This window comes from Bacillus sp. JZ109 (genome assembly GCF_053903135.1).
This window is the reverse complement of sequence record NZ_CP096388.1, coordinates 2,223,446-2,235,957: the sequence shown is the minus strand read 5'-3', so window position 1 is coordinate 2,235,957 and position 12,512 is coordinate 2,223,446. Positions and strand designations below refer to the sequence as shown.

The following is a 12,512-nucleotide window of genomic DNA, read 5'->3' as shown; positions in this document are numbered from 1 at the left end:
TGGCGGCTTTTTGCTGCTTCGTTTATTTATTAACAGAGATCGTAACGTTATTTCCTGCAACTGAAACCTTTGCGAAATCCTGTGTATCTACCACAGGAGTGACGGCTTTATTGTCGATTGTGATGTTGTTAAAAGATGTCGAAAAGGTTGCTTTGATCGCATCACGCTGGCTTTCATACGAAACAGCCGCGGTAGCAAGGGTTTTCCATTTTGAAATCGTGCCGATGTTGGTTCCTTGAATTTCTGTGATAATCCGTCCGGTGTAGCCGTCATTGTTCGTTCCCCAAAGGGTCATGCGCGTATTGCCGTTTAAGTTTTTATAGATTGTCATTTGGACTGTGCTTCCAGGGCGGAAGCCTTTATTGTATGTGAATTTGTCTTTTCCTTCGATGTACGTTTCTTCATTTTTGGACCCAACCTTCATGAGGGGCTTCCAGACGTTGTATTGTTTGCTGTACTGAAGCCCGATATCTGCTTCAGTGCCGCTTGTTGCCCTAAAGCCAGAATAAATATAGGGAGTGGAGACCGAGTCGTTGTTTTTTACAGTTTCAGGAAGCGCAATTTTAGCTGTAAAAACGGCGCCCGTACTGTTCAGGTAGACACGGCCGCCGATTCCGTTAGGCAGCTGGGATGCTGCTTTTGCGACTTGAGCGTCTGCCGCGGGTAAGCCTGGTATACCTGATGAAAGGGTTCCGAAAAGAACTGCTGTTCCTACTGCACCTGCAATCAATACTTTTTTCACCAAAATTCCCCCTTTAGATAGTGGTTTCGCCATTTATTATACCTTATTTTGGAACTGGATTGATGTATATAAATAGACAAAATATTTCATTTTGAATGATGTTAGGGACGAAAAGCTTCTCCAATCTGAAAGCTATGTAACTTTATCAGAGGAAAGAACGAGATCACAATCGTTTTAACCGATTTGAAATTTTCCTCAAAATAAAAGTACAAATGCTTAAAGAAACGATCATTAAAAGAATGCCCGCTATCGTTTCCCAGCCTGTAAAAAAGAGGTGACGTTTCATCAATGTCTGTCCTTGTAAAATGATAAAAGCACAGATACCGACTAAGAAAAGAAAACAAATACTTAGGATTGCTAACGCTTTACGTGAGTATGTTTTCATGTCGTCTTTAAGGTATAGCAATACGAAAACAAAGCAGATAACATTGGCTATTGTGCTTATCACCTCAAAGCTTTTCATGACAACTGATATAAATAGACAAAGTAAAATGAGATAAAATACGATGTTTCTATACAAAAAACCTCTCCTTTTATGTATGATCCTCAAAGAGTTTATAAAAGTTTCTTTGTAACTGCAATAAACTGAATGCGCTCACTTATGAACTAACTAAACTATGTACTAAATTTTCATTATCGTTTTTTAGATTCAGTCACCAAGGTTTTCATAGAAAGGGAAGATTCAGAAATATACATATAGTGCATAAACAAAAAAGACCCGGCAATAGCCGGGGGAAAGTAAAAACGAGGAGATGTTAATGGCGTTTAGTAGTGTTTTTTATGCTTTTTATACTCTACAACATAATCATAGTCTTTTTTATCGTGATCATAATATTTTTTATCATAGTCATCATATTTTTTGTCGTAATCACAGTCATCATATTTTTTATCATGGTGGTCATAGTATTTTTTATCATATTCGTAATACTTCTTATAATACGTTTTTTTGACCGTATAATACTCTTCTTTGTATTTTTTGTAATAACCCATATATACTCCTCCTTTATTTTTACTACGCTTTATTATACGGCGAGTAGATTTTGCGGCTTGGACAGTTAAAATCATAGAAGGAAAAAAGGGCTGTCCAAATGATTAAAAAAAGACAGATGACACAAAAACAAATCAAAATAAAGAGCCGATTTTTCATCGGCCCAAACGATTTATCCTACATTTGTTTGTCTTCTTTGTTTTCTGAGTCATTTTTTCTGATATCCTGAGTCAGTCCGCTTGTTGCTTGTTTAAATTCTGATAAGGCTTTTCCTGCTGCACGGCCAAGCGCCGGCAGTTTATCAGGCCCAAATACTAAAAAACCCACAAACAAAATAACGAGTATTTTTGTGAAGCTTAATTCCATATCCTTTTCCCCCTGATTGAAGTACAACCTTTTAAACAAATTATAAGAGATAGCAGTACAAATGGGAATGCATTTATTTTGAACATTTTAAAACCAGCACAAAGGCAGATTCATAAAACGGCTGCTGCTGAATATAATGTCCAATGCCACCTGCCTAAGAAGCAGTGAGGCAGGCTGGATCAATTATGTAGCTCTGCCGGAAATGATACAAACGTATCTACGGCTATTATTGAAATAGAGGAGTGGTGTAGCTGATGAGATTCACTAAGGTAGTTGGATTTTTGTCTGTTTTAGGATTGGCTGCGGTTTTTCCATTAACGGCACAAGCAGAAAAAGCCGGAACTGCGGGGGCTGGAGAGTGGGATAAGTTGGGGACTTACACATATACTTACTCAAGTCCGACGGTATACTCGACCGGAGGAGATTTTAGAGTGTGCCTTTCAGGAAGCACTCCTTTTTCTGTTTCACTGCACTTGTATGAGGATGATCCCGGTGACAATCCTGATGATTATGTAGGGGCAAACTATTTTTCACCCGGAGAATGCCACACCTTTGGCAGTATTGGAAAATTTGTAGATGGGAGCAATAACAAGGCCGAGTTCTTTGTTACCGATTACTCTGGTAAATCTAAAACTGTTACGTTTTATGATTGATGGACTCAAATTGTGAAGTATAACCCTTGGAAAAAAACAAAAAAGAGAGATACCTCTCTCTTTTTTATTCTTCGATAGCCTTACGAAGCCGTTCATTTACAATGCCAGTCCAGCCGCCATCCATCTTACCGCGAACGACGGAGCTTTTCTCGTTTGCTTTGCCGATCACTTCATTCGGCTCTTTCCAGCCGCTGTGAATAAGGGTAAACCCTGTCTTTTCCCCCAAGTCTTCTAATTGAAAGGTAACGACCCATCCTTCTGTATCCCATTCAAAAGAAAGTTCAGTTGGAGCTTGAACAGCCAAAACTTTACAAGGGGACGGCCCAAACGGTGATTGTAAGTGAAATTCTTGTCCTTCTTTGAGCTGAAAGTCATTGGGCATAAACCACTTGGCAATGCCTTCTGAAGTAGAGACTGTCTCCCAGACTTTCTGAATGGGAGCCTCTAGGGTAATGCTTTTTGTAATATCTGGTAATGTGTTTTCGTTGTTTTGAGCCATTTCGTTTACCTCTTGACAAATGATGTTTTTTCAATTCAATCATATAATAACTAATAAGATCATGTCCATAGCGTGCATTATTTATGCTAGAGCTGCTGTTCAACAGCGTGTCAGTCGCCAGTCTGATCTGTGAATGGGAGAATTCTGCATGTTCGAGAAAGAGAGAGACGTGTATGTTGTCATTTCGTTCATGCTTGTTTGCTCAGCCGCAACTGTTATGTTTGAACTGGAATTCCTGTTCAGCCAATTTATTTTGCGATTTTTGTTTTAATAGTAAATGAGCCATTTTCTAAAACAGGAGGTTTTTTATGCTTGGAAAAATCAAAGCAGCCATTGATAACAGTCCAGGGAAGCCGGCCAGAATTTTAGTTAGTGAAAAAGCGTTTCAGCAATTAGAGGAAGAAATGCGCTTTGTTTACGTTTCCAAACCGAAAACGATAATGGGGATTCCTGTGGAAGTTTCAGATCAGGCAGAAAGCTTCAAGCTGGAATTTTAGTTTTCCCAGACTGCTAAAAGGCTCATTTTGTGTTAATTATGCAAAATGGTCAGGTTGATTTCTTTAAAAGCATGATGAAATGTTCATCATGCTTTTTTATTGAGAAAAAAGACGAACATAAAAAATAGGTATACGGGAAAAATAATCCTATTAGAGAGAGGGGAAATGACAGATGGATAACATGATATCAACACTTACTGATTGGAATGTGTGGTTTCAAGCGTTAGTAGTATTTCTCGTTCCATATGTAATCTATAAAGTGTTTACTTGGATTCATGTATAAGAAGGTGCAATGATGAGGTGGCGGAACAATCAGTACAAAACACAGAAGCAGCATAAATCAGATTATTCGACAGCTGAAAAGCAGGATCAGGATGTGTTAACCGGTAACATCGGATACGACTTAGAACATGTAAAAAGAAAAATAGGACATAACGGGGACGTTCATTTCCGTGAGCTTGAAATCACTCAATTACATGTGAAAGCGGCATTGATCTTTGTTGAAGGACTGTCTGATCAGGACTTGATTAATAAAGGACTATCAGTGTTAGTCATGAATCAACCTAATCAGGTAAGCGATGAAATTTCTCAATCCGGCAAAGGTATTTTAACTTCGAAACAGATAAAAAATCAAATCGTATCAATCGGTGATGTCATAGAATCAGAGAAAATCAGTGATATCGTGTTGAATGTTTTCATGGGTTCGACAGCGCTTCTCATTGATGGAATACCGCAGGCCTTTCTTCTGGGAACTGTAAAAAAACAAAATCGAAGTATCGAGGAGCCGCTTTCAGAAGCGCTTGTCAGAGGGCCGCGCACAGGCTTTACAGAAGAGTTGAGTACGAATACAGCTCTTTTGAGACAGCAAGGAAAAAATGATCAATTAACATTGCAGAGATTTGAAGTAGGAACACGATTAAAAAAGGATTTAATCATCGCTTATATGAATGACATTGCAGATCCAAAAGTAGTCGAGGAAGTAAGAAAAAGAGTGAGAGGGATTGAGATCGATCATTTGCCGGAGTCAGGCTACGTTGAACAGTTAATTGAGGATAATTATTTGAGCCCGTTCCCGCAAGTACAGAGTACAGAACGTCCTGATCGCGTCATAAGCGGATTAATGGAAGGAAGAGTAGCCATTCTGCTTGACGGCACTCCGTTTGCTTTGATTGTTCCAGTCACTTTCAGCATGATGCTTCAATCGCCTGAAGATTATTATGAACGGTGGTTCCCGAGCTCGCTCATCAGATTGCTGAGGTTCATCGCAGCAATGATAACGTTATTCGCACCCGCTTTATATATATCATTTATTTCTTTTCATCCGGGGTTAATTCCGACCAAGCTGGCGATTTCAATTTCCGGGACGCGCCAAGGTGTTCCGTTCCCATCTCTGATTGAAGCCTTATTTATGGAAGTCGCGATTGAAATTTTAAGAGAGGCGGGGCTTCGTTTGCCAAAACCAATTGGACCCGCAATAGGCATAGTTGGCGGATTAATCATCGGGGAAGCAGCTGTGCAGGCGGGGATTGTCAGTCCAATCATGGTCATTGTTGTTGCGCTCACAGCAATTTCTTCATTTGCCATCCCGCATTATAGCACAGGTATAGCACTTCGGATGCTTCGGTTTGGCGCGATGTTTTGTGCGGCGGTGTTTGGATTGTTTGGAGTCATTATGTATTATCTGCTGCTAAGCAGCCATGTCGTAAAGCTAAAGAGCTTTGGTGTGCCATACGCAAGTCCGGCAGTGCCCTATCACTTAAAAGATTGGAAAGACTTTGTTATCAGAATGCCTCTTTTAGTCATGAAGCGCCGGCCTAAAATGATGAATACAGATAATACAAAACGGGTGAAGTGATGAACTCGACAGGATGGTGATAAAGTCTCATGTTCAGCCCAACCAGTAAAATCACAACCGCTCAGGCAACGATTATCATCATTAATTATATGCTTGCTGCCGGAGTTCTTACGCTCCCTCGGACAGTAACAGAACAAACACAATCTCCTGATGGATGGATTTCAGTTTTATTAGGCGGGGTTCTAGCGGTAATAGCCGGGATGATTATAGTTAAATTAAGCCAGCAGTATCCTAAGGAGACCTTTTATGAATACTCCCGACATATTGTAGGAAAATGGCTCGGGCATCTGATCAGTATTGTTTTTATTACTTATTTTCTGGCACTCGGTGCATTTGAAGTCAGAGTCATGTCCGAAATCGTGGATTTTTTTCTCCTCGAAGGGACACCGTCTTGGGCCATCATTATGACAGTTCTTTGGATTGGGCTTTATTCAATTACACAAGGCCTAGATCCGATTGCACGGCTTTTTGAAATGATTTTTCCGATTACGGTCATCATCTTTTTAACGATAGCCCTCATGAGTTTAGGCATATTTGAGATCAACAATTTGCGGCCTGTATTAGGTGATGGAATCATGCCTATTCTTAGAGGTGTAAAGACAACGAACCTTTCATTTACATGTTCAGAAATTATGTTCATTTTAGTAGCATTTATGAAAAAGCCGAAAAATGCGGTGAAAGCAGTTGTGATCGGGACAGGCGTTGTGACCAGTTTTTATATGATTACGATGATTATGGTCATCGGTGCACTATCAGTTGAGGGAGTTGTGACGAGAACATGGCCGGGGCTTGACCTGATGAGAAGTTTTGAAATACCTGGTTTAATATTTGAACGGTTTGAATCATTTCTGCTTGTGATTTGGATTATGCAGCTTTTTGCCACGTTTATTATCACTTTTTATGCAGCTTCCCTGGGAGTCTCACAAGTTTTTAAAAAGAAACCCCTTTCATGTATGTTTGGGCTGCTTCCTGTTATATATATCCTCTCTTGCATGCCGAAAAATGAAAATGACGTCTTTATATTGGGCGATACGGTCAGTCATATCGCTTTGTATATATTTGGCGCTTTGCCGATTTTGCTGTTAGTCATTTCGAAATGGAGGAAAAGAGGTGAAAAGTAAACTAAAACGTCAATTGCCTGCTATGGTCATAGTATGTCTGCTGATGATTTGCGTAACAGGATGCTGGAGCAGTCGGGAAATAGAAGATCTGGGTCTCACATTCGCTATCGCAATTGATAAAGGAAAAGAAACGAACACTGAAAAAGAGTTAAAAGAAGAGGGCGGGAGCTATCCGAAAAAAGACAACATTACGCTGACCTATCAATTTGTTAATGAAAAAGCGGCAGGCGCGGGCACAAGCGGGGGAGGCGGTAGCGGACAAGGAGCACAAAAAGCGTACATTAATATAAGTGAAACAGGGGATTCATTACAGCAGATCGGAAGTGAGGTTGCATTAAGACGGGACCGAGAAGTGTTTAGCCCGCATTTAAAAGTTGTTGTCATGAGTGAAGATGTGCTGCACACATTTCCTATCGACGAAATGCTGGATCAATTTTTTCGTGATAATGAAATCAGGCTGAGCTGTCTTGTTTTATCTGCTAAAGGGGAAGCAAGAGACGCTCTCCAGCTGAAAGAGAACGGAGAAATTCCGGCATTTCGGCTGATTGGATTAGGTGAAAATGAACATAAAGTTTCCAGAATTCTTCCCCCTATGACACTCGCGAAACTAATTGGAAAACTGCATTCTGGCAGCAGTTTTTTACTGCAAAATGTGGTTGCGGCCAATGGAGCGGTCAAGTATTCCGGAGCAGCTGTAATCAACGGAAAATCGAAAAAAATGATAGGCACTTTAAATGAATATGAAACTGAGGGGATTACATGGATTAGAGGAGAAGGGAAAGGCGGAGTTGTCAAAAGCCATGATAAAAAGAGCCAACAAACGATAGCGTATGATATCAATAAAATCAAAAGCAAAATTCAGCCAATCGTAAAAGGGAAAGATATTTCATTCCATGTCGATATTGAATCAGAAGGCGATTTGGTTGAAAACTGGAACACAAAAGAGGCGTTGGACACCCAGTTTATAGATCGTCTCGAAACGACTATTGAAAACGAGGTAAAGAAAATAGTTGGTCAGGTATTAAAAAAAATTCAGCGTGATTATAAAGCAGATGTTGCGGGTTTTGATGAATCTTTAAGACTTACATATCCTCACTTATGGAAAAGGGTGAAAAATAACTGGGATGACACCTTCAGTAAAGCCGACATCACATACAGTGTGAACGTCACAATTACTCATTACGGCACGGTTAAAACTCAGTAATGAATCCCAAGGAAGAGAAGGAAACCTCTCTTCTCTTTTTTATACTTTTTTTGGAGAGATATACACTTTTCAAATCGACCAATATGCTAATATAGGAATTGCTTGAAATAGAAGGGAGAAGGGGCTGTGAGGCAGAAACCGATTTATGTAGAAATCGAAATGAAATCTGATCTGGATACACTCTGGGAATATACACAAAACCCATCACTGCATAAGGAATGGGATCTCCGGTTTTCAAATATTACGTATTTGAATAGACAACCATGCGAAAAACAGAAGTTTCTTTACGAAACAAGGGTAGGCTTTGGATTAAAGGTGTCAGGTACAGGAGAAACCGTCGGTGTTTTCAACAAATGTTCATCTGAAAGGTCTTCTTCACTGGCTTTTGGCTCTAATCATCCGTTATCTCTGATTCGGCATGGAAGCGGCTACTGGAAGTATATACAGAGAGAAAATGGGAAAATGACGTTTTTAACACAGTACCAATACAAAACAGCCTACGGACTGCCGGGAAGATGGATCGATCGTTTATTATTTCGACCGCTGCTTGGCTGGGCGACTGCCTGGAGCTTTGATGCATTAAGGCTTTGGGTAGAGCAAAATAAACATCCGAAGCGCTTTATTCGATCCGCTATCATCTATGTGTTCATGTGTCTGTTTTTCAGCCTGTTTTGGTTCTATCAAGGCTTTGCAGGTGTTGAGACAAGCATATTGGCAGGAACAGCGGAGATAGGCTTAGCTATTTTGTGGCTGATTCCTTTAAAAAGAAAATGGATCATTCATGGTGTCCAGGCTTGTATTTTTGCTGGGTTTGCTTGTCTAGGTTCCGAAATATTCATGTGGGTTCTATTGAGTGTGTTTTCCGCTGCAAGCGGCGCTCTTAGCCTGCAGCTCCCCAGTGCCAGGCGCACAAAACGAAAGAGAAAGAAGTGACATTGTGAGTTCGATTTATGAAAAATCAATTATTAACTATCATTTGCTGCATCCCAAGCTGCAGAAACGGTACCAATTAGACGGGTCTCAAACATTCAGCGGTACGGGAACGATGTCAGAAATAAGCGGAGGCTCTTTTCTGGTTAGAATGCTGTTAAAGCTGGGTGTTTTTTTCAGATGCTTCTTTTCAGAAAGAGGCAAAGACATTCCATTTACAATACAAAATAGAACTTGTCTTTTGAAATCACAACATACAGGGATAGAATGGAATCGTACATTTTTCTTTAAAGGCAAAAAACGTTTCTTTGACGCGATAATGATATATGACGAGAAAGAAAATAGAATACTTGATTTCTTCGGCAAACCTCATCTGCTGTTGTCTGTTTTGACGTTCGAGGCATCTCTTGACGGCTCTCTTACGATCATATCGGGAAAGCAATGGCTATTAATATGCGGAAAAAGAATCCCGTTGCCGAAATGGCTGACCGGTACATCCGTAGTTTGCGAAACGTTTGATGAAAAAAAGAATTGTTTCACCATTGAAGTGCATGTGCAAAATACAATTCTTGGCACTCTTTTCTTTTATAAAGGAACGTTTCAGGAGGAAGAGAGAGAATCATGAAACGAAATGGCATAGTCAGTGCGCTTTGTTTTATAGGATTTCTTGCAGCGGAAGCACCGGATATTTCAGTGGCAGAGGCACTCGTTTTGTTATCCATTCTATTTTTTGTGCCGGGAATTTTCCCTTTTGTTTTTCGTCAATCGCCGGTTCGTGCTGCTCAGTTTATGGAATATGGGCTAATCCAGTGCTATCCGGTAGCCGCATTCTTTGCGGTGCTGGCTCTAGTGACGGAGGTTGGAGGTTTCGCGCTAATCTGGTGGATGTACACAGTTTTTATTGCATTGTATGCGATCCTCCGCCTTTGGGAAACAAAGATACATAGAATCGAAGAAACATCAGTTTTGTTCGGTCTTATTTATTTGGCGGGAGGAGGATTTTGTTTTTTTGCTTATGCTGCCCATTTGCAGATCATGCAATTTGGCCCTCTCATCATTTTGCTGACTGCTGTCCACTTTCACTATTCTGCTTTTCTGATCCCGATCTTCAACGGCTTACTCGGCAGAACCATTAGAAAACATCGAATGTTGTATAGTTGGATAACATGGGTGATTTTGCTTTCGCCCCTTCTTATCGCACTGGGCATCACATATTCAAAAACACTTGATGTCATTGCGGTTAGCATTTATATGGCGGCGATTTATCTTCATGCATTTTTGGTGTTCACGGCAGCTTTTCGCACCAAGACGGGGACATTTCTTATTCGGGTTTCTTCCGCTGTTTTAATGATAACGATTGCTTTCTCGATGATTTATTCATTTGGTGTATTTCGGCAAGAAGTTACATTGACCATCAATCAGATGATTTGGATTCACGGTTTTGTCAACGCGTTTGGTGTTATCTTGCCCGCTCTCATAGGGTGGAGAATAGAGGATCCGAAGTCTTTTGATGCAGACAGTGTAAAGACATTCAGCCGTATCTACGGAAAAAGAAAGATTGGAGAAGAATTTTTAGCTAGCATTCAAGCTGAAAATAACGCTCGGTACAGCGGACTTGTGGATGATATGGGCAGCCTGCGTTCAAAAGATTTTTCACCAGAAAAACTGGCGCCGCTCATTCTTTCGTTTTATGAACAAACCATCGAATACAATATTAAAGCAAAAGTAACATGGAGCACGTGGTTTCGGCCGCTTGCAATTGTTTACGAATGGTTCAGCAGAAGAATCGGTCAAATACATCTTTCGACGAATCCTGACTGGTATAGGATGTACAGCAAGATAAGAGGTGTTCATTCGAAAAAAGAAGGAAGGGAAAGAGTACGTGCCTGGATTAGAACAAATGAAAAAAACGAAACCATTTTTACCGCTCTTTATTCAGTGTATCGTTCAAATGGAGAGGGGTATATGAATATTTCTTTACCGCTTCCATTCAGTAGCATGACAGGTATTTTAAAACCATATCATCATCAGGAGAAGCTGGTTTTAACAAGCAGGCGGAGAAAAAGCAGAGCGGGGGATGAGGGGATTTATCTGCAAACAATAGCGGGAACTTGTCCGCTTCCTTTATCTGAAACCTTTCTGATAGAAGCTGCACATGACAACAAATTAACCGCTGTTCATCATATGTGGCTGTTTGGAATAAAATTTCTAACTGTTCATTACAGCATTACACATATTAACCAGCCTATTGAAAGAACCTAACACAAAGAAGAAGCTTCGTCTGCCAGTTGTAATAGATGCACTGTTTTAAAAAAATTCTGCGCCGCATCAAGACAGGAAAGGAAGGGTTTATGGTGTTTTATATCAGTTTATTTCTGATTCTTTGGCTGGCTGCGGGGTTTGCAGTGGGAATGAAACAAGTGTATGTCGATCAGCTGTTTGATAAAACTGTGATCGAAAGGCTGGAAAAAGAAGCGAATGATCATGGACACGCTGACCGGATGATCAAACAGCGCGCCCTTTATATTGCAGCAGTGACATTAAGCGGGTTTATTTCTGTTTATTATGAAATGAAAACAATCCCGCAAAGGCGAAACATAAGAAAAATTGAAAAAAACATCATGAAATTAAATCAAGCAAAAAAACGAAGAATGAAGAGAAAATAAAAATGCACAGGCCAAAGGGCAGGTGCATTTTTGTTTTGTATGGAAATGGGGGAGGTGGTGCCAGCTTACTTTTCATAAATTCAAAAATGAGAAGAACAGCGCCCGGGCTAATGGTATATAATATTGTGAATTTAACAAAAATTTAACAAGGAGGACAAGAGAATTCGTGCTAAAGCCTCAAAGAGACCTACATCCTGTTGATTTGGACTTAGAGGCGGAGTAGATGAAACCGGCCAAAGTATCCCTGCTCCGCCGTTTGCTCCATTCCTTGAAGCATGTTGATTGTAACATAGCCAAACGTTTTCCATCAACTATTAAAATTGTAAAATTATTGTTTATTTTTATGGTATTTACTCCGATTTCTTCAATTTATGCTGAAGATGTATATCAGAATTTTGAGGAATTAAAAAACAATGAAGATCCTTCTGATTACGACATTTTTACGAAAGAAACCGGAAGCCCTGTTCTTGTTTTAGCTATTCACGGAGGAGGTATTGAAGGCGGGACAAGTGAAGTAGCGAGAGAGCTCAGCAAAGAGTACTCGATGTATTTATTTGAAGGCTTAAAATCGACAGGAAACTCAGTCCTGCACATTACGAGCACGCACTTTGATGAACCTCGGGCCCTTAAAATGACGGGAAATCATGAATATGTCATTTCATTACACGGGTACGCAGAAGAAGATCAGCAGATCGAAGTCGGCGGTACAGATCGCGTAAGAGCGGCAGATTTAGTTGAGAAATTGCAGCATGCCGGTTTTCCTGCTGTATTGCTCAATACGGACCATCCGCATGCGGGCGTTAGTCCGAATAACATTGCAAATAAATCAAAAACAGGTTTAAGTATCCAGATAGAAATGAGCACAGGCTTTAGAAAGTCTTTGTTCGGCATCTTTTCTTTAAAAAGCAGAGCTGTTACTCAAAATGAGAGGTTTTATAAGTATACAGAAGTGATGTTCCGTTTTCTCAAAAATAGCTACTGAAAAATAGGA

16 protein-coding genes and 1 pseudogene are annotated in these 12,512 nt (G+C 40.2%); 12 read left to right on the top strand and 5 right to left on the bottom strand.

Annotation, left to right across the window (positions count from 1 at the left end; translation table 11 throughout):
* Positions 1–22 precede the first annotated feature (22 nt).
* The 4 genes from M1D94_RS11835 to tatAC form a co-directional block, all read right to left on the bottom strand.
* Positions 23–745, bottom strand: a complete 723-nt coding sequence (locus M1D94_RS11835) for a YrpD family protein (protein ID WP_163136074.1) — start codon at positions 743–745, stop codon at positions 23–25.
* Between the two features lie 160 nt (positions 746–905).
* Complete coding sequence (locus M1D94_RS11830) at positions 906–1,262, bottom strand: YoqO family protein (RefSeq protein WP_070549048.1); 357 nt, start codon at positions 1,260–1,262, stop codon at positions 906–908.
* A 245-nt stretch (positions 1,263–1,507) separates the two neighbouring features.
* A complete protein-coding gene (locus M1D94_RS11825) occupies positions 1,508–1,732 on the bottom strand; it encodes a hypothetical protein (protein WP_015713994.1) in 225 nt (74 codons plus the stop codon).
* Positions 1,733–1,907: 175 nt separating this feature from the next.
* Positions 1,908–2,096, bottom strand: a complete 189-nt coding sequence (gene tatAC, locus M1D94_RS11820; RefSeq protein WP_003231634.1) for a twin-arginine translocase TatAC — start codon at positions 2,094–2,096, stop codon at positions 1,908–1,910.
* A gap of 78 nt (positions 2,097–2,174) precedes the next feature.
* Between tatAC and M1D94_RS11815 the strand changes: the two are divergent.
* Together M1D94_RS11815 and M1D94_RS11810 are read left to right on the top strand one after the other, a co-directional pair.
* Positions 2,175–2,334 (top strand): annotated as a pseudogene (locus M1D94_RS11815) (hypothetical protein).
* A gap of 16 nt (positions 2,335–2,350) precedes the next feature.
* On the top strand, positions 2,351–2,749 hold the full coding sequence (locus tag M1D94_RS11810) for a hypothetical protein (protein WP_009967329.1): 399 nt from the start codon (positions 2,351–2,353) through the stop codon (positions 2,747–2,749).
* Between the two features lie 64 nt (positions 2,750–2,813).
* Here M1D94_RS11810 and M1D94_RS11805 read toward each other — a convergent pair whose 3' ends face one another.
* Positions 2,814–3,248: an SRPBCC family protein gene (locus M1D94_RS11805; protein ID WP_015713997.1), complete on the bottom strand. Its 435-nt coding sequence runs from the start codon at positions 3,246–3,248 to the stop codon at positions 2,814–2,816.
* A gap of 148 nt (positions 3,249–3,396) precedes the next feature.
* On the opposite strand from M1D94_RS11805, the gene M1D94_RS11800 reads away from it, so the two are divergent.
* The 10 genes from M1D94_RS11800 to pghL all read left to right on the top strand — a co-directional run bounded on the left by M1D94_RS11800 (position 3,397) and on the right by pghL (position 12,503).
* Entirely contained in the window at positions 3,397–3,519 is a 123-nt protein-coding gene (locus M1D94_RS11800) for a hypothetical protein (RefSeq protein WP_015713998.1), read from the top strand.
* Between the two features lie 37 nt (positions 3,520–3,556).
* Entirely contained in the window at positions 3,557–3,745 is a 189-nt protein-coding gene (locus tag M1D94_RS11795) for a hypothetical protein (protein ID WP_003231626.1), read from the top strand.
* A gap of 292 nt (positions 3,746–4,037) precedes the next feature.
* Entirely contained in the window at positions 4,038–5,600 is a 1,563-nt protein-coding gene (locus tag M1D94_RS11790) for a spore germination protein (protein WP_077671711.1), read from the top strand.
* A 29-nt stretch (positions 5,601–5,629) separates the two neighbouring features.
* On the top strand, positions 5,630–6,721 hold the full coding sequence (locus M1D94_RS11785) for a spore germination protein (protein ID WP_070549054.1): 1,092 nt from the start codon (positions 5,630–5,632) through the stop codon (positions 6,719–6,721).
* On the top strand, positions 6,711–7,925 hold the full coding sequence (locus M1D94_RS11780; RefSeq protein WP_424935104.1) for a Ger(x)C family spore germination protein: 1,215 nt from the start codon (positions 6,711–6,713) through the stop codon (positions 7,923–7,925). Before M1D94_RS11785 ends, M1D94_RS11780 begins: the two co-directional genes overlap by 11 nt.
* Before the next feature lie 126 nt (positions 7,926–8,051).
* A complete protein-coding gene (locus M1D94_RS11775) occupies positions 8,052–8,858 on the top strand; it encodes a hypothetical protein (RefSeq protein ID WP_038827866.1) in 807 nt (268 codons plus the stop codon).
* 4 nt (positions 8,859–8,862) lie between these two features.
* Positions 8,863–9,480, top strand: a complete 618-nt coding sequence (locus M1D94_RS11770) for a DUF4166 domain-containing protein (protein WP_424935103.1) — start codon at positions 8,863–8,865, stop codon at positions 9,478–9,480.
* The gene (locus M1D94_RS11765) at positions 9,477–11,117 is read left to right on the top strand and encodes a YndJ family protein (RefSeq protein WP_456270253.1); all 1,641 of its coding nucleotides are present in this window, start codon (positions 9,477–9,479) and stop codon (positions 11,115–11,117) included. Before M1D94_RS11770 ends, M1D94_RS11765 begins: the two co-directional genes overlap by 4 nt.
* Positions 11,118–11,206: 89 nt before the next feature.
* Positions 11,207–11,521, top strand: coding sequence for a hypothetical protein (locus tag M1D94_RS11760; protein WP_166668700.1), 315 nt, complete (start codon positions 11,207–11,209; stop codon positions 11,519–11,521).
* 223 nt (positions 11,522–11,744) lie between these two features.
* Complete coding sequence (gene pghL, locus M1D94_RS11755) at positions 11,745–12,503, top strand: gamma-polyglutamate hydrolase PghL (protein ID WP_151870217.1); 759 nt, start codon at positions 11,745–11,747, stop codon at positions 12,501–12,503.
* Positions 12,504–12,512 lie beyond the last annotated feature (9 nt).

What these genes read in the sequence shown, in the direction of transcription:
- M1D94_RS11825 (WP_015713994.1), bottom strand. Translation starts at nt 1,732, where the DNA reads ATGGGTTATTACAAAAAATACAAAGAAGAGTATTATACGGTCAAAAAA.
- tatAC (WP_003231634.1), bottom strand. Translation starts at nt 2,096, where the DNA reads ATGGAATTAAGCTTCACAAAAATACTCGTTATTTTGTTTGTGGGTTTT.
- M1D94_RS11810 (WP_009967329.1), top strand. Translation starts at nt 2,351, where the DNA reads ATGAGATTCACTAAGGTAGTTGGATTTTTGTCTGTTTTAGGATTGGCT.
- M1D94_RS11805 (WP_015713997.1), bottom strand. Translation starts at nt 3,248, where the DNA reads ATGGCTCAAAACAACGAAAACACATTACCAGATATTACAAAAAGCATT.
- M1D94_RS11800 (WP_015713998.1), top strand. Translation starts at nt 3,397, where the DNA reads ATGTTCGAGAAAGAGAGAGACGTGTATGTTGTCATTTCGTTCATGCTT.
- M1D94_RS11795 (WP_003231626.1), top strand. Translation starts at nt 3,557, where the DNA reads ATGCTTGGAAAAATCAAAGCAGCCATTGATAACAGTCCAGGGAAGCCG.
- M1D94_RS11790 (WP_077671711.1), top strand. Translation starts at nt 4,038, where the DNA reads ATGATGAGGTGGCGGAACAATCAGTACAAAACACAGAAGCAGCATAAA.
- M1D94_RS11785 (WP_070549054.1), top strand. Translation starts at nt 5,630, where the DNA reads ATGTTCAGCCCAACCAGTAAAATCACAACCGCTCAGGCAACGATTATC.
- M1D94_RS11765 (WP_456270253.1), top strand. Translation starts at nt 9,477, where the DNA reads ATGAAACGAAATGGCATAGTCAGTGCGCTTTGTTTTATAGGATTTCTT.
- M1D94_RS11760 (WP_166668700.1), top strand. Translation starts at nt 11,207, where the DNA reads ATGGTGTTTTATATCAGTTTATTTCTGATTCTTTGGCTGGCTGCGGGG.
- pghL (WP_151870217.1), top strand. Translation starts at nt 11,745, where the DNA reads ATGAAACCGGCCAAAGTATCCCTGCTCCGCCGTTTGCTCCATTCCTTG.